This window comes from Nostoc mirabile CHAB5784, from assembly GCF_020829645.1.
GTDB classification, from domain to species: domain Bacteria; phylum Cyanobacteriota; class Cyanobacteriia; order Cyanobacteriales; family Nostocaceae; genus Nostoc; species Nostoc mirabile.
Map to the genome: position 1 here is coordinate 1 of NZ_JAIVFS010000006.1, position 24,451 is coordinate 24,451.

General features: G+C 39.8%; 16 protein-coding genes and 2 pseudogenes. 11 read left to right on the forward strand and 7 right to left on the reverse strand.

Annotated elements, in window-relative coordinates; genetic code table 11:
• Positions 1 to 1,011, reverse strand: a pseudogene (locus LC653_RS06365) (RNA-guided endonuclease InsQ/TnpB family protein); the annotation flags it as partial.
• Positions 1,012 to 1,601: 590 nt separating this feature from the next.
• On the opposite strand from LC653_RS06365, the gene LC653_RS06370 reads away from it, so the two are divergent.
• The 4 genes from LC653_RS06370 to LC653_RS06390 all read left to right on the forward strand — a co-directional run bounded on the left by LC653_RS06370 (position 1,602) and on the right by LC653_RS06390 (position 5,186).
• A complete protein-coding gene (locus LC653_RS06370) occupies positions 1,602 to 1,889 on the forward strand; it encodes a hypothetical protein (protein WP_229493436.1) in 288 nt (95 codons plus the stop codon).
• Positions 1,890 to 2,436: 547 nt separating this feature from the next.
• A complete protein-coding gene (locus LC653_RS46770; protein WP_308189047.1) occupies positions 2,437 to 3,471 on the forward strand; it encodes a CAP domain-containing protein in 1,035 nt (344 codons plus the stop codon).
• Positions 3,472 to 3,918: 447 nt separating this feature from the next.
• A complete protein-coding gene (locus LC653_RS06385) occupies positions 3,919 to 4,467 on the forward strand; it encodes a CAP domain-containing protein (protein ID WP_229493438.1) in 549 nt (182 codons plus the stop codon).
• Positions 4,468 to 4,556: 89 nt separating this feature from the next.
• On the forward strand, positions 4,557 to 5,186 hold the full coding sequence (locus LC653_RS06390) for a ribonuclease D (RefSeq protein ID WP_229493440.1): 630 nt from the start codon (positions 4,557 to 4,559) through the stop codon (positions 5,184 to 5,186).
• Between the two features lie 502 nt (positions 5,187 to 5,688).
• On the opposite strand, the pseudogene LC653_RS06395 reads toward LC653_RS06390, so the two are convergent.
• A pseudogene (locus LC653_RS06395) lies at positions 5,689 to 6,135 on the reverse strand (rhodanese-like domain-containing protein); the annotation flags it as partial.
• A gap of 1,394 nt (positions 6,136 to 7,529) precedes the next feature.
• On the opposite strand from LC653_RS06395, the gene LC653_RS06400 reads away from it, so the two are divergent.
• Positions 7,530 to 8,249, forward strand: coding sequence for a response regulator transcription factor (locus tag LC653_RS06400; protein ID WP_229493663.1), 720 nt, complete (start codon positions 7,530 to 7,532; stop codon positions 8,247 to 8,249).
• Between the two features lie 471 nt (positions 8,250 to 8,720).
• Here LC653_RS06400 and LC653_RS06405 read toward each other — a convergent pair whose 3' ends face one another.
• On the reverse strand, positions 8,721 to 9,317 hold the full coding sequence (locus LC653_RS06405) for a hypothetical protein (RefSeq protein ID WP_229493442.1): 597 nt from the start codon (positions 9,315 to 9,317) through the stop codon (positions 8,721 to 8,723).
• A gap of 202 nt (positions 9,318 to 9,519) precedes the next feature.
• Positions 9,520 to 10,869: a helix-hairpin-helix domain-containing protein gene (locus LC653_RS06410; RefSeq protein ID WP_229493444.1), complete on the reverse strand. Its 1,350-nt coding sequence runs from the start codon at positions 10,867 to 10,869 to the stop codon at positions 9,520 to 9,522.
• Between the two features lie 382 nt (positions 10,870 to 11,251).
• Between LC653_RS06410 and LC653_RS06415 the strand changes: the two genes are divergently transcribed.
• Complete coding sequence (locus LC653_RS06415; RefSeq protein ID WP_229493446.1) at positions 11,252 to 12,217, forward strand: SGNH/GDSL hydrolase family protein; 966 nt, start codon at positions 11,252 to 11,254, stop codon at positions 12,215 to 12,217.
• 397 nt (positions 12,218 to 12,614) lie between these two features.
• On the opposite strand, the gene LC653_RS06425 is transcribed toward LC653_RS06415, so the two are convergent.
• Both LC653_RS06425 and LC653_RS06430 read right to left on the reverse strand, forming a co-directional pair.
• Positions 12,615 to 13,697 (reverse strand): response regulator, encoded by a 1,083-nt coding sequence (locus tag LC653_RS06425; RefSeq protein ID WP_229493448.1) that lies wholly within the window; start codon positions 13,695 to 13,697, stop codon positions 12,615 to 12,617.
• 1,894 nt (positions 13,698 to 15,591) lie between these two features.
• Positions 15,592 to 16,083 carry a hypothetical protein gene (locus tag LC653_RS06430; protein ID WP_229457364.1) on the reverse strand — a complete coding sequence of 164 codons (492 nt, stop codon included), beginning with the start codon at positions 16,081 to 16,083 and terminating at the stop codon, positions 15,592 to 15,594.
• Between the two features lie 1,753 nt (positions 16,084 to 17,836).
• Between LC653_RS06430 and LC653_RS06435 the strand changes: the two genes are divergently transcribed.
• The 5 genes from LC653_RS06435 to LC653_RS06455 all read left to right on the forward strand — a co-directional run bounded on the left by LC653_RS06435 (position 17,837) and on the right by LC653_RS06455 (position 22,766).
• Positions 17,837 to 19,066 carry a sedoheptulose 7-phosphate cyclase gene (locus LC653_RS06435; RefSeq protein WP_229493450.1) on the forward strand — a complete coding sequence of 410 codons (1,230 nt, stop codon included), beginning with the start codon at positions 17,837 to 17,839 and terminating at the stop codon, positions 19,064 to 19,066.
• 4 nt (positions 19,067 to 19,070) lie between these two features.
• Positions 19,071 to 19,904: an O-methyltransferase gene (locus tag LC653_RS06440; RefSeq protein WP_229493451.1), complete on the forward strand. Its 834-nt coding sequence runs from the start codon at positions 19,071 to 19,073 to the stop codon at positions 19,902 to 19,904.
• A gap of 59 nt (positions 19,905 to 19,963) precedes the next feature.
• Entirely contained in the window at positions 19,964 to 21,358 is a 1,395-nt protein-coding gene (locus LC653_RS06445; protein WP_229493452.1) for an ATP-grasp domain-containing protein, read from the forward strand.
• A gap of 155 nt (positions 21,359 to 21,513) precedes the next feature.
• A complete protein-coding gene (locus tag LC653_RS06450; protein ID WP_229493453.1) occupies positions 21,514 to 21,654 on the forward strand; it encodes a hypothetical protein in 141 nt (46 codons plus the stop codon).
• Between the two features lie 65 nt (positions 21,655 to 21,719).
• Positions 21,720 to 22,766 (forward strand): D-alanine--D-alanine ligase family protein, encoded by a 1,047-nt coding sequence (locus tag LC653_RS06455; protein ID WP_229493454.1) that lies wholly within the window; start codon positions 21,720 to 21,722, stop codon positions 22,764 to 22,766.
• A 416-nt stretch (positions 22,767 to 23,182) separates the two neighbouring features.
• Here the strand turns inward: LC653_RS06455 and LC653_RS06460 are convergent, their stop codons facing one another.
• Positions 23,183 to 24,445, reverse strand: a complete 1,263-nt coding sequence (locus LC653_RS06460; RefSeq protein ID WP_233718094.1) for a glycosyltransferase family 4 protein — start codon at positions 24,443 to 24,445, stop codon at positions 23,183 to 23,185.
• Positions 24,446 to 24,451: the final 6 nt, after the last annotated feature.

The window sequence follows — 24,451 nt, forward strand, 5'->3', positions numbered from 1 at the left end:
AAGTATTCAACCCAGACACGGAACTGATGCCAGGATGCATCATTAATGGATTTGGCTAAACAATGATTTTTCACCATATTTTTAATCCTCAAATCTTCGTAGGCGATCAAGTCGTTAGACTGAACTAGCAAGAGTGCTAATACCAATTCGCAATTCGCAATTCGCAATTCGCAATTAATAAACTTAGATGCCGCAGGACTTTCCTGATCTACATCTGTTACCTCATTTTGGAGAATTGGTATAACTTCACAGCATGGTGCAATACGATTGCCTACTTATTTTGAGGTGGCGCTTGCCTAAAATCCGCCTAGCCTTGCCCCGATTTTTTGAACTTTTTACTTTCTTGGAAACACGGCGTTGCGTTTTCTTAAGAATTTTTTCTCCCTTGCGGAGAAATTTAGGATTCTCGACCATCACACCGTCAGAATCGGTGTAGTATTCCTTCAACCCAACATCTAACCCTAATGTATTACCAGTTGGTTCTATGTTTTCAGAACGGTCTACATCAATGCAAAGTTGAACGTACACCGACGTTGCACGTTTTACTAATCTTACCCGTTTAATTTGGTTGATTTGGTAAAAATGCAAATCACGAGTGCCTTTGAGTTTTAGTCTTCCAATCCCTTTTTTATCTGTAAATGTTATGGATTTACGATTATCTGCAAGTTTCCATCCTGATGTTTTGTACTCAACAGAGCGACAATCTTTTTGAAATTGAGGATACCCCTTTAAACCCGGAACACCTTTCTTGCAGTTGTCATAAAACCGAGAGATAGAAGACCATGCTCGTTCAGCGCTAGCTTGTCGAGCCATTGAGTTAAGTTCATTAGCAAAAGGAAAGTTAGCCGCAAGTACAGCACAGTATTTCTGCAAATCATTTTTACCTATACCTTGAACATCCATCCATAACCGAATACAACTATTCCGAATGAATTTTGCAGTCCGAATTGCTTCGTCTACTGCGGCTAACTGAACTGACTTTCCATAAGCTTTAAACTCAAAGACAAGCATTGTTTTACCTCCCATCTTATACTACCAGATTAGGTATAAGATTAATCAAAATATTTACGCCTGATAAAATTTTGACGGTGGTTGAAACCACCTGAGTCGTTTTTCATCCCCTACCGTCCATGACAGAATACGGTACTGCGTACCTGTTCTTTAGGGGCTTTTAAACATCCCAGTATTTTTTGTAATTCGTAATACTCGCCTCTGGCGAGAAGCAAGCTACGTAATTGGGGAAGTCAGATTTTCTCTGGGTTTCCTTTTTTTGTATATGTATAGGACTTACGCACAGGTAACGGAAAATCGTAGACGCAAAGCGGTGAAGCAGCGCGGTCTTCTCCCAAGGGGAAACGATGCCGCGCATAGCGCAGCGTAAAGCCTTCTCTTCTTAGGCTGCGCCAACGGCATGGCAACGCTATGAGCGAGTCATCGAGCGTCTGGGGGTTTCCCCCATGAGCGACTGCACCAAGCCGGAGAACTTGCCGCAGGCTACCACAGAGAACGCAAAGGGCACGGAGAAATAAGAGTTTGAGAAGTTTCTTGCGTAAGTCCTTCTTTTGTGTGTGTAGTCTTATTTGGGGAGAATTGGTATTAGGATGGCAAAAATCGCTAAGGGTAAACGACCTGTTTACTTAGATAATCCGCAAATTGATAAATTGTTAGCGATCGTTATGGCTTTGACTGGTGAGGTGTCCGTGCTGCATGAGCGGCTAGACACCATTAAACGGTTGCTAGAGGCTAAAAGTATTTTATCAGCTACAGAGATTGAAGCTTACGAGCCGGATGGCAAGGTAATTAAGGAGCGGGAACAGTGGCGTGCGGAATATATTGCACGGGTGTTGCGCGTGGTGCAGGAAGAGTTAGAAACCCTCAAGAAAAGCTAGTACAGCACGGCGGAAGTAAACTACCCATCCCAAATCAATGAAACCCTTGCAGTATAGTAATTACGAATTATGTAGCTTTCTTCTGGCCGAGGTGAGTATTACGAATTCCACGCAAGAGGTTTTAGTAGATGAATTTATGACATTTATATCCCATATTACTCACTTCAGGCAGTATTAATACTGAGCTATGTAATATGTTGACATTCAATAATAATTCAGAAAATGATTCTACTTAAATATTAATACGTAGAAACTAGTATAAAATTGTGATTGTTTTCTAACCACTATCAGCCAGATAATGGAAATCTTCGTGTATTACAAAATGAAGTTTGGAAAGTGGTTTAGATAGAAATAATCATACTAATGGTAGAGGAAAATTTTTTATAAACAGCAATATTTTTTGTAATTTTATGCATTTTAAAGCTTACTGGTAGTTTTTGAACAAAAAACGCCATAAACAGAGGTATATAAACCTATAATCAAGTTGTCAGATTGATACTAGCTTGGTTAAGCTTTCTGGAGCTAGAGTTTCAGTTAGTTTCGGCAAATGATTAAAACAACAATCTACAGCGTTGCTTTGAGCACTATTATTCTCAGTAGTGGAGCGATCGCTACTCCTGTAACAAATTCAACTTTTACGCCAACATCTTCAAATGTATCAAATAGTACTGTTAAACTTGCAGCATCTAGCGTTGACACTGCTGCTTTAGAAGAGGCGGTTTTCAAACAAATTAATGACTACAGAGTTTCCCAAGGATTAAAAAAGCTGACTCGTAATTCTGCCATTGATAATCAAGCCAGGATTCACAGTCAGGATATGGCTAAAGGTAAAGTTCCCTTTGGACATACGGGATTTTCACAACGTGTTAAAGCAGTCGGTATTCCTTACAGTTCAGCTAGTGAAAATGTCGCTTCCAACTATGGATATAGTGACCCTGTGACGACAGCTGTTCAAGGCTGGCTCAAAAGTCCAGGGCATCTTGCTAATATCAAAGGTAATTTTGAAAAGACTGGGATTGGTGTCGTTAGCAACAACAGTAGAGGCGAAATCTACTTCACACAACTTTTCTTTACTCCTGTAACAACTCCTGTAACAACTCCTGTAACAACTCCTGTAACAACTCCTGTAACAAATTCAACTTTTACACCGACATCTTCAAATGTATCAAATAGTACTGTTAAACCTGCAGCATCTAGCGTTGACACTGCTGCTTTAGAAAAGGCGGTTTTCAAACAAATTAATGACTACAGAGTTTCCCAAGGATTAAAAAAGCTGACTCGTAATTCTGCCATTGATAATCAAGCCAGGATTCACAGTCAGGATATGGCTAAAGGTAAAGTTCCCTTTGGACATACGGGATTTTCACAACGTGTTAAAGCAGTCGGTATTCCTTACAGTTCGGCTGGTGAAAATGTCGCTTACAACTATGGATATAGCGATCCTGTGACGACAGCTGTTCAAGGCTGGCTCAAAAGTCCAGGGCATCTAGCCAATATCAAAGGTAATTATGATAAAACGGGGATTGGTGTCGTTAGCAACAGTAGAGGCCAAATCTACTTCACACAACTTTTCTTTCGCTGATAGATTTGGTAAAATTTAGGTTTTTTCTCAAATTCCCCAGCCTTCAGCCTGCTAGCAAAGCTTTTGCTACATATTGAATATAGGACTTACGCAAAAGTACACGCGCTCAGGGGCAATTCATGAATTGCCCCTACGTGAAATAAGGGTTTCGGCTATTGTTTGCGTAAGTCCTGGAATAATGTAGTTTCAATGACATTTGTCTATTGAATACTACATTATTTTTTTAGTAATTCATGAAAATTCTAAATTATCAGCAAAAATAACCGTGATTTTACGAAGCTGACCCATTGAAGTATTGAAAATTGCAAATGATTTTTTGTACTTCCTATACAAGGATGTAGCCAGATTGCCAAAATTCATCAATCCTTAATAGTATCGTGGTATATATCGTCGGAACAATAGGGTAGAGTATAAGTCTTATATCTCTACATAATTACGCAATTCTCCATGTTCCGACAAACTGCTTTTGGCATCGCTTTAAGTGCGCTTGTCCTTGCTAGTGGGTTAACGACTGTTCCGATACCAAATAATCCTTCTACGAATACATCCACCCGTAATAAGCTGTTGTCGCTTTTTTCCAGTCAGGTTGCAATATCGACTCCTACTTTTAAAACTACGGAGCTAGAAAAATCCGTTTTTGACGAAATTAATCGATATCGGGCTTCTAAAGGACTGCCAAAGTTGACCCTAAATGCAAATATTACTCGACAGGCAAGAATTCATAGTCAAAATATGGCTAAAGGTAAAACCCCATTTAGCCATCAGGGATTTGAACGGCGAGTCAATGCTATCCCTATTCGCTACAGCAGTGCGGCGGAAAATGTTGCTTTCAATCGGGGATATAGTAACCCTGTGGATGAAGCTGTTACTGGGTGGAGAAAGAGTCCCGGACATCTAAAGAACCTTAAAGGTAATTACAACCTCACTGGAATTGGCGTTGCTACTAATAATCAAGGCGAAGTCTACCTTACACAGCTTTTCTTTCGCACTAGGTAGATTTAATTTATGATTGTTTTGCACAATAATAATGTAGTGTCTGACAAGACTTTTATCTGCTGGACACTGCTATTATTTTTGAACAATTCATGACATTACAAGATTTTCAGGTGAGCGATCGCGATCTGGGCGACGCAGCCCTAGTAGAATATTTAGAATCTACAGCGATCGCAGTTGATACAGAAACGATGGGATTATTGCCACAGCGCGATAGGTTGTGTCTTGTCCAGCTGTGCAACCAATTTGGGAAAGTGACTGCAATCCGCATAGCCAAAGGACAAGCTGATGCGCCAAACTTAAAAAAACTCTTGTCAGCGGCGAATGTCGTAAAAGTGTTTCACTTTGCTCGCTTTGACCTTGCCACTTTGCGAGCTAATCTGGGGATTCAGGTTAGACCTGTTTTTTGTACCAAAATTGCTAGTAAATTAGCCCGTACTTACACAAATCGCCACGGACTTAAAGATGTCGTGCAAGAGTTAGAACAAGTAGAACTGGATAAAAGCTCTCAAAGTTCTGATTGGGGTAACGCCGCTAGTTTATCTGAAGCTCAACTGAGTTATGCTGCCAATGATGTGCGCTATTTACTTAGTGTGCAGCACAAGCTAACAGAAATGCTCAAACGAGAAGAACGTTGGGAAATTGCTCAAGAATGTTTTGAATTTCTGCCAACAATAGTTTCCTTGGATTTGTTGCAGTTTAAAGATTTGTTTGAACATTGATCCAAAAATAAACCTCTTGCAAAAATTTTTGCTCTGGAGTACAAGCATTGCAAGAGAAAATATTCTATCTTTTGATTTCTGAATTGTGACTTCTCTGGCCATGAGAAATCAAGATTAGACCTCTTGGAAAATTCACTAACACCCTACCCCTAACCTGTCCCCGCAAACAAAAAGGGAGACTTTAATATAAGCCAAAGGTAGAGTGTGGTTCTCATTATTGATTTATGCAAGAGGTCTATTGCTAATTTTCTAAGTTATTTTTTGCCTAAGAGCCAATATTGGAATCATTAGTGCCTTTATTAGATTCACTAATGCCTTCTTTGACATTACTGGCTCCCTCTTGAATGCCTTCTTTGACATTACTGGCTCCCTCTTGAATGCCTTCTTTGACATTACTGGCTCCCTCTTGAATGCCTTCCTTGAGATTACTGGCTCCCTCTTGAATGCTTTCCTTGAGGTTACTAGCTCCTTTTTTAATGGCTTCCGTCGCGCTAGGGCCTCCCTTTGGCAGATTTTCTTGGTGAGTTTTTAGCCGATCTACAACATTGTAGTCATCTGCACCTGGGGGAGTTTTTGATTCAACAATGCCTTCTGTTGGGCCACCGATAGCCTTCCATGCAGCAAGACCACCTTTAAGTTGGGAGACATGCTCAAATCCATTAGAACGCAGTTGTTGCGCGGCTTGGGCAGATTCTTCTTCATTAGCACCGTAAACGTAAATATCACGGCTTTTATCTAAAGAAGCTACTGCACGCTGTACCAATTCATCTATTGGCGTTGGCATTGCTCCCATAATGTGACCTTCGTTGAAGGTGTTGCGATCACGCACATCCAGGATTGTAAAAGCTGGTTCGCCCCATTCTAGGCGAGATTTCAATGTATGAGCATCAGATTGTGCTTCTATTGGTGGCTGTGGGGGAATGATGCCGCCGACTAAATTGTTAACCATAAGTATCCCTAACTTGACGATATTGATAGCAATTTAACGGACTAAATATATTGAATTACTCTTTCTATGGGCTGAATTTACTTAAAATCTCTCTTGAGATAGAGTACCCAATTAAAATATTTTCTACCATTTAATCCATTGCCAATATAGTCAGATTAGACTATTTAAAAAGATTTTTTATTAATTTTATTAAATATATTTTAAGTTTATCTTTGTTAAATTTAATTATTAAAACAGATTGTGAATAAGATTAAAATATTTAGCTATTAGCACAGGAATTACGTACATTTTCAATATCTGCGATCACTAACAAAAACGCCTTCCTTATTTAATCCAATTTTGGTATTTTGGCTCAGGCGATGGCTACGCCCGCCGTACCCCTACTCAAAAGCCAGCTACGCAAAGCGTCTTTGAGAATTGGCATCGCTTAATTTACAGTTCAAAAATTTGGAGTTTAATGGATAAATTCTTCTTTAACCTCTTCTCTCTGTGTTCTCTGTGCCTCTGCGGTTAAATAGAAGACTTTCTAACCGCACAGACGCGGAGGACGCACAGAGAAAAAGAGATTTTACCAGTCACCTTGAAAAGGCTAGTCCTACCTTATAGCTTCTGGCGATGCTCTGAGTCGTTGGCAAGTCATAGTCTCAGGGTGAAACTTGTAATATAGTATATGCTCAAGAGTATAGCTATATGTAAATGCACCCCAGATAAATTTTCGTAGACCTTTTTCAGGAGCAGATACCTGTTAGTTAAAATACACTTGGGTAAGTAGAGTTTAGAATATAGATTAAAGAAGTCGGAAGTCGGAAATCGGAAGTCGGAAGTACAGTTTTGTAATGGGGATTTAGACCCCACCACAAAACTTGCGGCTTGTTAGTTGTCGGGGACAAAAAAGCGCGGAATTTGGTTAACTTATGGCTTGGTTTGTGATTGTGGATACCAAGTAGCGCAAGGCGGAAGTCACGCATTCACGCATAATTGTATTCCGAGCTTCTTGCGCCATTTGAAATGGTATGTTTATTTCCGCGCCCACTGTACTAGTTAATTAGAAAGTGCGTTGCTTTTGCAAAGTTGTAGCAAATGCGGTGGCGTCTGATGTCTCTCTAGACTATTTGTGGTTATAAAAATGGTCTTCAATTATACTAATCTTAAGTATTAAATTTTAAAATCATACAGTATAAATCCAAAATTATACAAATTTCATACAATACTTATACAATTTATTAGCATTACAATGGCTAAAGTTTTGATAAACTTCATGGAAGATTAATTGTAAACAAGTACTACAGTAGCGATCGTACTCAGCAGAGACGCATGTGAATACACTATTAACAGAAACACGTAAAGCAAAACTGGCGCAAGAGCAAATCGCCCAATCTACAATAGGCAGCATTATGGTTATGGTTCCCGCTACTACTCCCAAAATACTGATCGTCGATGACGACTTCGGTGTCCGAAATCTCGTCTATCGTTTTTTAAGTCGGAAATATCAAATAGAGTCCGCAGCAGATGGTAAGACTGCCTTATCGTTGTTTGAGCAATTCAACCCAGCTTTAGTGATTCTAGATTGGAATTTGCCGGATCTGAATGGTTATAGCCTCTGCCAAGAAATGCAGAGCCGTACTAATGTTTTAGTGCTGATACTGACTAGTAGGACTGACGAGGCTGATAAAATTAAAATCTTAAGCGCAGGTGCTGATGATTTTATGACCAAACCGTTTAGTCTTGCAGAAGTTGAAGTTAGAGTCGAAGCTCTTTTGAGACGGATACGCTACATCAACCCCTCCCCAACACAACGGATCATTTTTAAGCAGTTAGCAATTAACCCAGAGGGCCGGGAGGTAACACTTAACGATAAACCTCTTGCTTTAACAGCACTGGAATTTAATATCTTACATTTTTTGGCAAGTCATCCTAATCAGGCTTGGAGTCGCCCACAGCTAATCCAAAAAATTTGGGGTTGCGACTACGTTGGAGATGGGCGAGTGGTTGATGTGCATATTGGTCAGCTTCGCAAGAAGATGGAAATCGATGCCAGCGTACCAGAGTTTATTAAAACTGTGCGAGGCTATGGTTACAAATTTGAAGCGCCGGACGAAAATACTAATTCCTGAGCTTTCTGATTTCAGGAGTACTTCATAAAAGAATGACTCAGATGAGTCAGCATTAGTATTATTGCTGATTAAAGTAGTTTTACTGAGGATTAACCTTATAACTTGCGCTAATTTGGGAAGTTGATCCAAACTGATTTGAAGAAAAGCTTTATTTAGTGCCAAAACCAAAAGTGCAAATACCGATTCAAAATAGGTGATTTTGCCTTGCCACCTGAGTACGTGCAAAGATTTTCCCTTACCCTGAAATTTATAAATCCACCAAAAATCACTAGAGTGAATCTAGCGGATTTAACGGATAGCCCACCCAATGTAAGGTAAACCATTGCGCCGTTTCTCCATCGGCGATGGGTGTGTAGATAGTATTCGATCTCGCCAAATAGGCGGCTTTGGACTAAAACGGCAGGCATCGCTTTACAAATTGTACAAGGTTACGGGGGCAAATCACCGTAAAAAGTATACTTGGGTCTTGGCTCAACCTTTCAAATTAACCTTACCCTCAAGCTTTGACCCATCTTGATGAGATAAAAACTTTTCACTACTGTGATAGCTTCTTCGCCATTTTTCCAGATGCTCTATAGATATTGATTTAGATATGACGTTCACGCCATTCCCTCGCCAAGCAACTTCTGCATCTGTTGTGAAAACCCCGCACTCTAATTGATCTAGCCTCATATTCCAATATTCACTAAACCGGCCTTTTAAAGTAATAACTTGCTCAAATACCTTGTTTCTGTGTTTATTTCTTCTTTTTCTTTCTGTAGCTCCTGTTGCTTCTGTATCAATAAACTTAGTTTCAATTAAAAACAGGCTCCCTTTAAAGGTCTGGTAGACAAAATCACACTTTCCTAAATCTGTATAATCTGAAATTGGAGATTTTTCAAATAACAGTAATTCAGCGCACGAGGGAAACAAGTCTTTGATATTCAGAAATAAATAAGCTTGCAATAGAAGTTCCTTATCATAAGGAAATAAGATAACTCCTTCAAAAAATTTTTTAATGTCCTCCTGATTTTGGGGTTGAATGATTTTACAGTATGAAACAAATTTATGTAGCTCGTTCACGATCATCAAGTTCTAACTCCTTCCCCCGGTCGCAGCCTTAAGGGTCTTAGCATAAAAATATACCATCGCCTCAAGGAAATCATCATCCGCATAAGTAACTAAAAAAACGATTAAAATCATGAATACTTAAGGCAATTTACTGTTGACAGTTCAGTAAAACTGATTAATAAGCTGCTTTTCAGTATTAGTGGACTTTTCACTTCTGGCTTCAGATTCCAGTCAGCGATTTTATATGAGCAGGAAAACTGGCATTTTGCAAAGCTTGAACGGTTATTCTAGAATCTTGTACGCAAAATTGCCAACCCAAGCGAACAAGTTTCCGAGAATTTTCAGTTTGTATAATTCCGATTACTGGCATTTTTGCCTTTTCTTTGTCTCCTGACTGTTCTTGCAAAATTATTTTCAAGCGATGTAGTTCATCGATATTACCTGCTTGCTGGGGATTTAACTCCACCATTACCATTTGTATTGTTTCCACGGGTTCTGCATCTTCAAGAATAAATTGAGTTTGCTCGTCGCGTCGATCTACTTTTCCCCAAATAATCAATCTAGTGTCAACTTGGAGTAGGGAACTAATGCGTTCATAGGTTTTGGGAAAGACTACAGCTTCTGATTGTGTAGTGAGGTCTTCTATTTGCAAAATTGCCATTTGTTCGCCTTTTTTAGTAACCACTTTTTTGACGTTATTTAACATGACAACTGCACAAAGCCTTATTTCTTCCCTTTGCTCTCCCAGTTGCGAAAGGTTAATTGGAGTCAAAAGTGGTGCTATTTGCCGTAAGGATTTCAGGGGATGATCTGATACATAAAAGCCTAATAATTCTTTCTCCATTTGCAACTTTTTCTGTGGGGGTAGATCCATCACAGGTTTAGATTTAGGAGCAGTTTCAAAGGCATTATTTGCTCTTTTATTCGGAGTAGAAGAAAATCCGTCGCCCAATAAATCTAAGAGATTTCCTTGACCACTAGCTCTGTCTTTAGCGCGAGATTGTGCCCAATCATACACTAATTCTGAGTCGTTAATTAACTGTTGACGGTTGGGTTCAATTTTGTCAAAGGCTCCACAGTAAATCAGCGATTCCAGAGTCCGGCGGTTAACAGCACGTAAATCCACGCGATCGCAAAAATCAGCGAGGGATTTAAATTCTGTCTCATTTCTCGCCTCCAAAATACAAGCGATCGCATTCTGTCCCACGTTCCGCACCGCCGAAAATCCAAACAGAATCTTTCCCAATGTCGGCGTAAAATCAACACCAGAGCGATTAATATCCGGCGGATCTATGGAAATACTCATATTGGTACAGTTAGTAATATATCTCTGTACCTTATCGGTATCGCCACTGTTAGCCGTTAACAGCGCCGCCATATATTCTAATGGGTAATTAGCTTTTAAATATGCTGTTTGATAAGTTACATAACCATAGGCAGTCGAATGGGATTTATTGAAACAATTGGAAGCTATTAACCCATTTTTGATCGCAAAATTATGGTCATGCTCAACCCCAATGTCATAGACATTTTGTTTTCCTAAATATTTGCGTGTGACTATTTTAATCATCCTACCCTACCCCCGAAAAAGTTTTTGCCAAATTGATAAAATGATGACAATTGTAATTTATGTAATACTATAATAAAAAATTATATCACTATAAAACACTGCTATACTCTTACACAAAAATAGCCAAAATATATCAAACTTTTGGTAAACCATTAGATAGACAGTTAACAGCTATACAATTGCTGTTTTAAAGCTTATTAAACCGTTCCAATACATATTAATCCGCTTAGTCAGATGCCTGGGGAGTGGGGAAGAAGCAGGGGATCTCTTAGCTCTTGAGAAAAGTTTTACCTTGTACATCCCACTTCTGTGCCTCTATCCAATGCCCAATGCGTCAGTTACTATCGTTGAAAAGCAACTCAGTATAAGAGGGTGTAGGTAGGTGAAAGTGGTGTTGATCGTACTTTTGGCGGTAGTTGTGGGATTGTTTGTGGTAGTCGAGATCGGACTGCGATCGCTTTTTGGCTTTGGTAATCCCCTGATTTACATTGGCGATGAGCAGATTGGTTATTTATTGGCTCCTAACCAGCATACCCGTCGTTTTGGTAATCGCATCGAAATTAATGAGTATTCTATGCGAGGTAATCCGCTCAAGAAGACACCTGCACCTTCTGGGCTGCGAGTTTTACTGTTAGGGGATTCTATTGCTAATGGTGGCTGGTGGACAGATCAGACTAATACAATATCCACGATGATGATGCGTTCTCTAGCATCATCCACTAGTAATTATCAGGAAGTAGAAGTGCTGAATGCTTCAGCTAACTCTTGGGGGCCAAGGAACGAGTTAGCTTATTTAGAGAAGTTTAGCAATTTCAACGCCCAAGCAGTAGTGTTATTAATTAATACCGATGATTTGTTTGCTACTGCTCCCACTTCTTTACCGGTAGGACGCGATCGCAACTATCCCGATAGTAAACCTCCCTTAGCATTGGTGGAAGTGTGGCAACGTTATATCCTCAAGCAACAGCCAATTCCCGAAATGAAAGCAGTGCAAAATGAACCAGGTGATCGCGTGGGGATTAATTTGGAGGCGATCGCCAAAATTCAAGCCCTGACTCGCCAAAGCAACAGCCAATTTTTACTAGTCATCACTCCCTTACTGCGAGAAATTGGTGAACCAGGCCCCCGCGATTACGAAATTATTGCACGCCAGCGCTTGAACGATTTTACTAAAGCACAACAAATTAACTATATAGACTTTTTACCGATATTCAATTCAACTAGCAACCCGCAAGCTTCGTATCACGACCACATTCACCTCAACTTACAAGGTAATACATTTGTCAGTGAAGTTATGGAGCGATCGCTTTTGGAAATACTGAAGGATGTACCACTTCCTCAGAGCTAGTAGTCAATTCTATCCCAAAAAAGGTTTGTAGTGAGCGATTTATCGCTCAATTTCAAGGACTAGAACCATAGGCATCAGCACCTTGCTTTTTTGCCCATAAGCGGTGAATCGGATTTTTTTTGATGAGGCAACACAATTCAAATCCACTTCTCCCGGTATTACTACATCAGTAACAATCGCATTTGCTTTTTATTCTAAGATTATTTATAGAGCTTCTTTCGCACTGGTCGTCTTAATAAGATTGTAGTCTCTATGTGTGAGATAACAACCAACTAATTTCAATTCGCTCAGACAATATTCTCTAACTAAAATAGTAGCCATTCAGTTAATACTCAATCAACCTTAAATCTCCAAAAAATATCTTAGCTTTTGTGGAGTTATTTTTTACATTAGGAAATTAAACAATATGTTGAAATATTACTTTTAGGAAATCCCCTTGTGTAAAAGGCTTAGTTAAATAACCTGATGCTCTTACTATCTTAGCTTTAGCTCTATCTATAAATCCTAATTTTTCTGACACCATAATCACAGGTGTATTTTTAAAATTTGAGTGTTTACGCAGTAAAGAGCAGAGTTCATATCCATCCAAATTAGGCATTGAAATATCTAACAAAATGATGTCGGGTTTGGTGTGAACAATCTGCATTAAAGCCTTTAAAGAATCGGTGACTCCCACTACAGAAAATATTTGCTCATCTAAATAACTTTTAATAGTATTCAATACCGTAGGACTGTCATCAATACAAAAGATTGTGTAGATTTTTTTGTCAGCAGGTGGTTGGGTGATTCGCTGACCCCTATGTTCATTGGTATTAATAGAGTAGGTTGGTGGCTTATAGCTGTTTGTTGTAGACGAGTTTGGTGTACTTTTGCTTTTAGGTTTTAACTCATTTATTTTGAACAATTCTGAAGGGTTTGATTGAGAAGTTGGGGATGTTTGACGATAAGCCGCTTCCCTTCGGGGTGTTTGACATCGTTCAACTAGTAAGCGGAGATTTAGATGACAAAACTTTGGCATGTCATCCAGAAAGCTTTCAGGAATAAATTCATAACTCCCTTCGTCTAAATTTAGAAATGACTCCAGAACTTCTAGCGCCAATTGCTCTATCAGTATCGCTGCTTGAGAGGGACTGATATATTTCTGATTGACTAACCAGCAAATAGCAAGATAATCTGGGTTCGGTATTGCCTGATTTTCAATACCAGTTTCAAATATCGCCCGTAACTGTTCGTGAATTTCGCTAGGGAGAGTAGAAATTTGCTGACTCAAGCGTTGCAAATTTCTGTAAAGCGGCTCAAACATTTTCTCCGAGTAGCAGGCATAAATTAATTTACCCTCATCCACATATATTGACCAAGAGCCTGATGTGCTAAATACCTGCAAACAACCAGTAACCGACTTACCAGTGATTTTTTTCAACAAAGATAAAGGCTGGAGCTTTTGGAAAAATCTGTATCTACTAATCGGAAGTGTCTTCATTGGGATGGCTCTGGAATAAAATTAACATTTGCAGGTAAAATTAGTGAATTACCTTTTCGGAATTCACTGCGACTTTGTTGGAAGCACTGTTCAGATAAATATAGCGGTCACATTTGAGTTAGTACAGAGATTCCACACCCCCCAACTCTTAATTCACCAATCTCTGTTAAGCTATAACACGAGTTACAAATAAACCAATCCATGTTATTGCCCAATAGCAAAATGGCCTGACTGGTTGCCAGGATATAGTATTTCAAAAATTAGATTGGTTTTCTGTATCTTTCGCTAATCTAGCCAATCTAACAGTAACTCAAGTGCAACGCACAGACCATTGGCTCTCGCCCATCAGTTACAAAAGCATCATTGTTATCCGTATTTAGCACCCTAAAATTGTAGATACTTTAGTTCTTGTGCCAAATGTTGTTTTGCCTCTGATGCTAAAGTCGAAAGCGACCAAAATCTACTGTAATGTAGAGAAAAATGGTTCTCTCTCAAGGCTTTTGAGCATTAAATCTGCCCTGACGAACTATGTTTTTGCAGTCGTGACGAAAGTTGTCGGGCACTTTTGCTAGAAGTTTATTCTTGAAGGTAACCTTCTTCTATAGAAAAAGTATTATTAGAAACTAAGCATTAAAAAAGTTCAATGGCTTACTTAGGTTTGTGATTGTAGAGCAACTCTTAGTGTTGGGATTGGGTAAAATTATCACTTGCACAACAAGAATGGTAAACCTCCGACCAAGGATGAGTTAGCTGGTAATTGCCGCCATGATGGTGTATGGTGAGATGCAACAGGCAACCAAATCAGCAGAGGGGAATCTCTTCATAATTACTGGAAACGGTTTCTAATGTTGTGTGGGGCTAAATAGTCACCCGGCACAATTTGAAGTGACAAATTCAAGAACTTGCAGCGAAATTCTTGATTGATAGTACATACCTGCGAAATAGCTCTTTCCAGCTAGATGGTAGATAACAAGTAAGTAACCACTAAAATTCAGATTACTATAATTTTCAAAAAAAGTTAGCAGAAATATATAAACTTCATGATAAATCGGTAAAGTAAACATGAAAACTAATTAATATTATTTTTTAGTATTTATTTGATTGGATGTCCGGGAAGGCTGAGAATGTACAGTTGAAGATAATTTTATATATTTATACGGTTCTCAGTTGAGTAGGTACTGAACCCCACCCCCAACCCCTAAGAGCTCTTCGAGAGGGGGCTAAGATATATCTTATGTGATTAAGAAAAGCTATATAAAGGACTTCCAAATAAAAAAATATCCCAAAACTGACGCGAAAATTCTCTCTATTTCTTCTCTCTCTGTGTTCTCTGCGTCTGGAGTGGTAGCCGGAGGGCTTGCCCTCCGGGTTCGGGGATGATGCTCCTAACGTCGCTAACGCGTAGCGATCGCAAGACGCTCGTTGCGCTAAAGCGTCTCCCTTGGGAGAAGACTCGCTCATAGCGTTGCCATGCCGTTGGCGCAGCCTAAGAAGAGAAGGCTTTACGCTGCGCTAACGACGGGAACCGCCAGACGCTCGCGGACTCGCTCATAGCGTTGCCACGCCGTTGGCGCAGCCTAAGAAGAGAAGGCTTTACGCTACGCTATCGCTTTTAGCGTCTCCCTTTGGGAGAAGACTGCGACCCCCTCACCGCAAAGCGTCTACGTTTATTTGGATAATTTATTTCTTGGAAATCCCTAAATGAGTAAATTATTTTATGGTAGCAATTTACCTGAAAATCTCAAGTTTTAAAAGTCCCAAATATAAATAGAAAATTGTCCGCAATCACATTCATCCATAAGTTATATTTAGCAAAAAGACGCAAAGAAATTCTTTGCGTCTGTGGCGTGAGATTTAGAAGTGGAAATTCTCACTGTTAGAATTCTCCATCTACTTAAAATTGCTCCCGCCAGCACCAGCTTAAAAGTGTGCCACCTGCCACCAGCTTAACTATTTCCAGTACCCAATAACTGCCATGCAGTATATTCATTGTCGATGGAATAGCAGCAGCAGCTTCAAATAGGTTGAGTTGAACTCCAATGGCACACATTTGCGGAGTTAAGAAATAGGTGTCAAGCACAGCTATAGTTAGCAGCAGCACAGATAAAACAATACTGCCAATACTCCAGTGATATCGGGTTTTACTCAAAGCTAGTGCCCCAGTCAGAACTACAGCAGCAGATAATAATTCCATCCGATTGAAGTTCCAAAAAATCGTATAGCCTGCTGTCGTAAAACCAGCTTGGCTCATCATGCCAGAAAGATAAAGGCTAGGCATAATTACCCAGTCTAAAACTAGACTAGCACTGAGCCAAAAGCCCAAAGTCAATATGATGCCGGTTTGCCAAATTGGTCGCTTGAATTCAAAGTTAGAAATAGCAGTCATAAAATAATTGCGTGTGTTGTATTTCTTAGTTTGTAACTTTACCAGCAGTTTGACAAGAAATATCAACTAACCTTTACAAAGCGATCGCTCTTAATTATGAACTCAATCCCAAGATTTTTTAAACTAGGTTGAGAGATATTAAGATTTTTTAAAAAGTAATTTAAATAAATTTTGTCTGTAAGAAATACTCAATTTTTTATATTGAAAGTAACTAAGCGATCGCGCCAACTGGAATGAGGAATGATAGGTTGAAGTTTAAATTGATACAGAGACAGTTTGCCAAAATCTTTAACTTGTTACAGCCTTCCTGCTTCTCATGTTGGTTTTCAAAAGTTTGTGGTTTACTGAACATTGTCTGTTTTATACGCAGACATGAGTAATACCAAGTAGACATCTCCGAAAATGAATTGTTTTGACGTAGCACTGCTACGTCTCTACAAGGGTTCTGGATAACGCATATTTAATTTCTGGAGATGTCTAGTTGTCTTTGATCGTATTATTTGCTCAAGATCCAGTCTAGTTGAGATTTTGATTCTAAATAAGACTAATTTTGGTAGCCTTTTAAGATATCACATTCAAATAAATTAATTCCAATCCTGTGTAAAATATCTATCTTTAGACATAGTTTTTGAAAAATATCTTATTATTCAGTACACTTCGCATGGTGGATTGACTTAAATCTATTTACATATGTTATGATTTTATGGTTCTAATGTTATGATTTGTGTTGTAATTTTAATTTACTATCAGGTAAGTTATTTGCTAAATTAAGCTAAAATAACTTAATTTAGAATTTTAAAGGCAATTCAAGCAAACTTAGAAATTTTTAACACACAACCGTTCCTTAAATAAAATTAAAGTTTTGTTACTAGTAACTCAGATATCTTTAAATTCTGAATTTTCAGGAGTTACTGAGGTAGGTATGTTGAATACTGAGCAGTAACTTGATTGAATGAAAAAGGAATTCTATTGCCATTTTGAATAGAGTGTAGTGAATCATATTTGTTTTTAACCATTTTATGGTTTGAGACTAATGCTTAAAAAACAGTTAGCTGAGGATTAATCATGCCTGTAATATCAAATGTCAGCCTGGAGATAGATAATATGAGTAGTTTACTAAGATAGATCTTTTGCAAAGTCTAATGTCGGGAAGTTGCTAGAGATAAACATAGTGGAGTTAATAAAATTCAAATAAACTTCCTAAAAGTCCACTGGGATTCTGAAGCAAATAGAATGTAGCGAGTTTAGCGATATAAGGTTTGATACTAATGCTAAAAAACAGCGAACTAACGATTAATCAAGGTTATAATCTCAAATTGAAGCTAGGAGATCAACGATACGATCAGTTTTCTAGGCGAGAATTTTTGCGTAATCGTACAGTTGGAAAGCCACTAAAGTTAAACATAGTGGAATAAATCTCAATTAAGATAAATTGTCCTCTCACTAAAGTTAATAATCCCGAAAGAAAGAGTGCAAGTATTATGGAAAAATCTTGGCTTTGGGACTAGTTGACTAGTTTAGAGACTATCTTAAATTAGAGATTAGCCCACCTACAGAATTTACTCCAATGAATGGTGTTGTTTAATAACATTGCCAGTCAGAAATATAAGTAAGCTTTTTTATTGAAAGCTCATTTAATGGTGTCTTTAATCTCAAACGAGAAAGAGCATTATCTCCTGCTGGCATACATTAGGGTAAATCGGAATTATTACCGAAATCTCACAATTTTTTAATTGGAATAAGGTCAATACACATGAATAAAGTTCAAGCAACATTTGAAGCTACTGAAGCTGCGTTTCACGTGCAAGGTTACGAAAAAATCGATTTTAGTCTTGTCTATGTGAACGGTGCATTTGATATTAAAAACAGAGAAATAGCAGATAGCTATGCAAAATTTGGTCGCTGTCTGACTGTAATTGATGCCAATGTCCATGAACTTTATGGCGAGCAGATCAGGTCATATTTTAGACACTATGACATTGAACTCACAGTATTTCCCATCATCATTACAGAGCCAGCTAAAACCCTGGCAACGTTTGAAAAAATTGTTGACGCTTTTTCGGATTTTGGCTTAGTTCGTAAAGAACCAGTCTTAGTCGTCGGTGGTGGTCTAATTACCGATGTGGCTGGGTTTGCTTGCGCTTCTTACCGTCGCAAGAGTAACTACATTCGCATTCCTACCACGTTGATTGGTTTAATTGATGCAGGTGTAGCAATTAAGGTTGCAGTTAATCATCGTAAGGAAAAAAATCGCTTGGGAGCATATCATGCACCTTTGAAAGTGATCCTAGATTTCTCATTTTTGAAAACCTTGCCAACGGCTCAAGTTCGTAATGGGATGGCAGAGTTGGTGAAAATTGCTGTAGTTTCTAACTCTGAAGTCTTTGAACTGCTATACGAATATGGTGAAGAACTGCTTTCCACTCACTTTGGACACATGAATGCTACACCGGAAATTAAAGAGATTGCCCATAAACTCAACTACGAGGCAATCAAAACCATGTTGGAGTTAGAAACTCCTAACTTGCATGAAATAGACCTCGATCGCGTCATTGCCTATGGTCACACTTGGAGTCCTACCCTAGAATTAGCGCCTCACATACCTTTATATCATGGTCATGCTGTGAATATAGATATGGCATTGTCTGCAACCATTGCAGCACAACGGGGCTATATTTCAACAGGGGAGCGCGATCGCATCCTAGATTTGATGAGTCGTATAGGTTTATCACTCGATCATCCTCTACTAGATGGGGATTTATTGTGGTATGCTACCCAGTCTATTAGCTTGACACGAGACGGCAAACAACGTGCAGCCATGCCTCGGCCTATTGGTGAGTGCTTCTTTATCAACGATCTGACTCGTGAAGAACTTGATGCTGCCTTAGCTGAACACAAACGTCTTTGTGCTAAATACCCTCGTGGTGGCGAAGGGATTGATGCCTACATTGAAACTCAAGAAGCTCAACTCTTGGGGGTGTGAAGATATGACGAGTGTTTTAGGACGAGAGACTGCTAGACCAATAACGCCACACAGCATCTTAGTAGCCCAGCTACAGCAAACCCTCAAATTAGCAGAAGAGAACAACATTCCTGTAGAGATATTAGATTCTCTGCGGCAGGTAGTTCAATTAGCAGCAGGTTTAGATCCCTATCTGGATGATTACACCACGCCCGAATCGAGCGCATTGACAGCATTGGCGCAAAAAACTAGCATAGAAGACTGGAGCAAACGTTTCAGCGATGGTGAAACAGTGCGTCAACTAGAGCAGGAGATGCTCTCAGGACATCTTGAAGGACAGACATTGAAAATGTTTGTTCACATGACCAAGGCAAAGCGCATTCTAGAAGTAGGATTGTTCACAGGATATTCAGCCTTGGCAATGGCAGAGGCACTACCAAATGATGGTCAACTCATAGGTTGTGAAGTAGATCCCTATGTAGCTCAATTTGCTCAAGCTTGTTTTCAAGAGTCTCCCCACGGCAGTAAAATCGTTGTAGAAGTAGCACCTGCTCTTGAGACACTCCACAAGCTCGCAGCAAGAAAAGAATCATTTGATTTAATCTTCATTGATGCCGATAAAAAGGAGTATATAGAATACTTCCAGACCATCTTGGATAGTAACTTACTAGCTCCCGACGGGTTAATCTGCGTGGATAACACGTTGTTGCAGGGACAAGTTTATCTACCACCCGAACAACGCACCGCCAATGGTGAAGCGATCGCTCAGTTCAACCGTGTTGTCGCCGCCGATCCTCGTGTCGAGCAAGTTCTGTTACCCATCCGAGATGGTATAACCTTAATTAGACGCGTGGTCTAATGAAGTTTGTAGAGACGTTGCAATGCAACGTCTCTACAATAAACACGAAGGAAAGACTTATGGCACAATCAAATTCTTTATCTCTGTCTCAATCCCCAACGTCATCAACGGGTGTTAGGGTAAAGCTTGTAGCTCTATTCAAGACTCTCGCTACTCTGACATTATTACTAATAGCCTTGCCGCTCAATGCTTTGATAGTGTTGATATCTTTGCTGTGGGGCATTGTGCGTTCGCCGTTTACGAAAAAAGTCGTAGCTGCTCATCCTGAGACGATCCTGGTGAGTGGAGCCAAGATGACTAAAGCATTGCAACTTGCCCGCTCCTTCCATGCAGCAGAACACAGAGTTATTTTGATTGAAGGTCACAAATACTGGTTGTCTGGGCATAGATTCTCAAAGGCTGTAAATCGTTTTTATACAGTTCCGGCACCGCAAGAAGACCCAGAAGGTTATATCCAGGCGCTAGTAGAAATCGTTAAAAAGGAAAAGGTTGACGTTTATGTACCTGTATGCAGTCCTGTAGCTAGCTATTATGACTCTTTAGCAAAGCCTGCATTATCAGAATACTGCGAAGTTTTCCATTTTGATCCAGATATAACCAAGATGTTGGATGATAAATTTGCCTTTACCGATCGGGCGCGATCGCTTGGTTTATCTGTCCCCAAGTCGTTTAAAATTACAGATCCTCAACAAGTTATCAACTTCGATTTTAGTCAAGAAACCCGCAAATATATTCTTAAAAGTATTGATTACGACTCCGTTCGCCGCTTAAATTTAACTAAACTTCCCTGCGACACTCCAGAAGAGACAGCAGCCTTTGTCAACAGTTTACCCATCAGTCCAGAAAGACCTTGGATTATGCAAGAGTTTATTCCTGGTAAGGAATTATGCACACATAGTACAGTGCGGGATGGGGAATTAAGATTGCATTGCTGTTCAAACTCTTCTGCATTTCAAATCAACTATGAAAACGTCGAAAATCCTCAAATTCGTGAATGGGTGCAACACTTCGTTAAGAGTTTGCGGCTGACTGGGCAAGTTTCTTTCGACTTTATCCAAGCCCAAGACGGTACAGTTTACGCGATTGAATGCAATCCCCGTACCCATTCGGCAATCACAATGTTTTACAATCATCCTGGTGTTGCAGACGCTTATCTTGGTAAAACTCCCCTAGCTGCACCTTTGAAACCCCTAGCAAGTAGCAAGCCCACTTACTTCATATATCACGAAATCTGGCGACTAACTGGTATCCGTTCCTGGAAACAATTGCAAACTTCGGTTAATACCCTAGTGCGAGGCACTGATGCCATTTACAGTCTTGATGACCCTATACCATTTTTAACTTTGCATCACTGGCAAATTCCCTTGCTTTTGCTGAAAAACCTGCAACAACTCAAAGGATGGGTAAAAATAGACTTCAACATTGGCAAACTCGTGGAATTAGGTGGCGATTAAAATAATTCGTAATTCGTAATTCGTAATTCGTAATTCAACACTGTTACATAAGGGGATTTAGCAGACAAAGTTAATTAACTAGAGTACAACAATTAATTCACGCTGTTGCTTTTTTCAACAATCAGTTTGGTTTCTATAGCAATCCTATTTGAGTTGTGAAAACTATCGAACCGCCTTCTGGTGCGTCGGCTTCTGCCAACGCGAAGCCGACGCACCAGAAGCCGCCAAGAGGAGGACATTTCTCTGGGCGGGTTTGCCGACTTGAAGAAAGTGTCCCTCGTCAAGAAAAGAAATAGAGAATTTCATAAATAATTATTTAGGACTGCTATATAAATTCTAATACTACATAGGAAGATGAATCATGCCAATACTTCGTATCCTTCATTTAGTTGGGTCTGCATACAATGATTTTTACTGTGATTTGTCACGCCTTTACGCCCAAGACTGTCTGGCAGCAATGACAGATCGATCGCACTATGACTTTCAGATTGCATACATCACACCCGATCACCAGTGGCGATTTCCTCCCTCCCTCAGCCCTGAAGATATTGCTGACACCAAACCGATTCCTCTGTCCGATGCCATACAGTTTCTAACAGCGCAAAACATTGACATCGTGTTACCACAAATGTTTTGTATTCCTGGAATGACTCACTACCGCGCCCTATTCGATCTGCTGAAGATCCCTTACGTAGGCAATACTCCAGATATCATGGCAATAACGGCGCACAAAGCCAGAACCAAAGCAATTGTCGAAGCAGCAGGGGTAAAAGTGCCTCGTGGAGAAGTGCTTTGCCAAGGAGACATTCCGACAATTACACCTCCAGCAATCGTCAAACCTGTAAGCTCCGATAACTCTTTAGGGATGGCCTTAGTCAAAGAGGCTACTGACTATGACGCTGCTCTGAAGAAAGCATTTGAATATTCAGATGAGGTGATCGTAGAAGAATTCATCGAACTCGGTCGAGAAGTCAGATGCGGTATCATTGTCAAAGACGGGGAGCTAGTGGGTTTACCCCTTGAAGAGTATCTGTTAGACCCCCACGAAAAACCCATCCGCAACCATGCTGATAAACTCAAACAAACGGACGATGGCAACTTGGGTTTTGCTGCTAAAGATAATAAAAAGTCTTGGATCGTAGACCCCAACGACCCAATCACCCAGAAAGTTCAGCAAGTGGCTAAGAAGTGTCATCAGGCTTTGGGTTGTCGTCACTACAGTTTATTTGACTTCCGCATCGACCCAGAGGGAGAACCTTGGTTTTTAGAAGCTGGGTTGTATTGTTCTTTTGCCCCCAAAAGTGTGATTTCCTCTATGGCAAAAGCAGCCGGAATCTCTCTAAATGAGTTATTAATAACGGCTATTAATGAAACGTTGGGCAGTAATAAAACAGCGTTGCAGAATTGATCGTGAATTTCTCAGCAGAGGTTTTTCTGCTTGTGTAAGGAGCGATCGCTGCCTTAACCGACTCTTAATTAACGTGAGTTCGACGGCTCTAAAAAACCCCACTTCCATTCCTCTCCCCCACAGTCCGAGAGGCTTTGAAACTCTGATTTTTTCGTTGAAAAGTAAGAATATTTCTGCCCCTCTCCGCGTCGGAGAGGGGTTGGGGAGAGGTTCGTCGAACTCACGTTTAATTAGCGATCGTTTTACCAAGAGCGAACGCTTTCAAAAGGTTTTTAATTCCTAGTCAGAGGTTATTAAATTAACTAGTTCCGTGGGTTTAAGTCCCCCGGTTCAATAAAAAAGCAAGTTTTGTGTTGGGGTTAAATCCCCATTACAAAACAAAATTTACGAATTACGAATTACGAATTACGAATTATTTAATACGTAGTCATTTCCTCAAAGAGGGATAAATAACGATCTGCTTGTAGCTCGATCGCAAATTCTTGTTCGGCTTTCTCACGAGCGCGATCGCAAAGTTTTTGATGCCGCTCTTTGTTCTCTATTACCCAGATAATACCATTTGCTAAGTCATCACGACTAAAACATTGCGCTCGATATCCATTTTTTTGATGTTCAACTATATCTTTGAGTCCCGTTGAATCAAAAGAAACCACAGGTGTGCCGCAACACAGGGATTCACAAGCAGTCAGTGGCAAATTATCTTCAATGGATGGCACAATCATCACATCCGCAGATGAGTAGAGAAGCGCTAGTTTCTTCTCATCATCAACTTTGCCTAAGTAGTGTACCTTAAAACCTAAATCAACTGGATCTTCAGGTTGAGATGAACCAAAAACAATTAGTTCAATCTGATCTTTCCACTCAGACTGGCTCAGTTTTTGCAATGCTGATTGCAATAGATGAAATCCTTTTCTGGGGTTGCTAGTTCCGTTGATTGCTCCGAATAGAAGTAGTTGCTTATTTTGTGGGAGGTTCAGTAAGTTTCTAGCTATTTGACGCTCCGTCGGTTTATAAGTGCTGATATCTAACCCGTTAGGAATAACTCTGATGTCGCTATTTGAAAATAGTGAACTGGATTTAGCACATTCAGCAAGCCAATTACTAGGACTGACAATAGTAAGCTTGAGATTTTGCCATGCTTTAGTTTTACGATGCCAAACCCAGCGAGAGAAATCCCAGCTATGGTTGCTACCGAGTTGAGGACAATTTCCACAAGATTTTGTATAGCGATCGCACCCTAGAGAATAGCAGCATCCACCTGTGAATGCCCACGTATCATGAAATGTCCAAACAATAGGCTTATTGAATTTTGCCAGTGCTTCAATTGGAATAAATCCGTCACATATCCAATGCAGGTTAATGATGTCTGGGTCAAGTTTAGCAATTTGCGACGTAACTGTATTAGGAAGCCATTGGAGCCGGAAAAATACAGGATTCCGTGGCATATTTCTATAAAGTTCTAGTGGTAAAGCATCCAACATCGGACGAGCTTTCCACATTGCTTTGGCTACCTTATTAGGAGAACTGACCACAGTAGAGTCAGCTATTCTTTTATCTTGAATTAGCATCTGAGAATCAATTTCTAATCTCAGTAGTTCTTGATGTAGCCGATAAGCTGCACGAGCAGCTCCTGCTCCTCCCTTGGGATCGTAAGTGTTAACTAATAGAGGCTTAATCATGGTTAG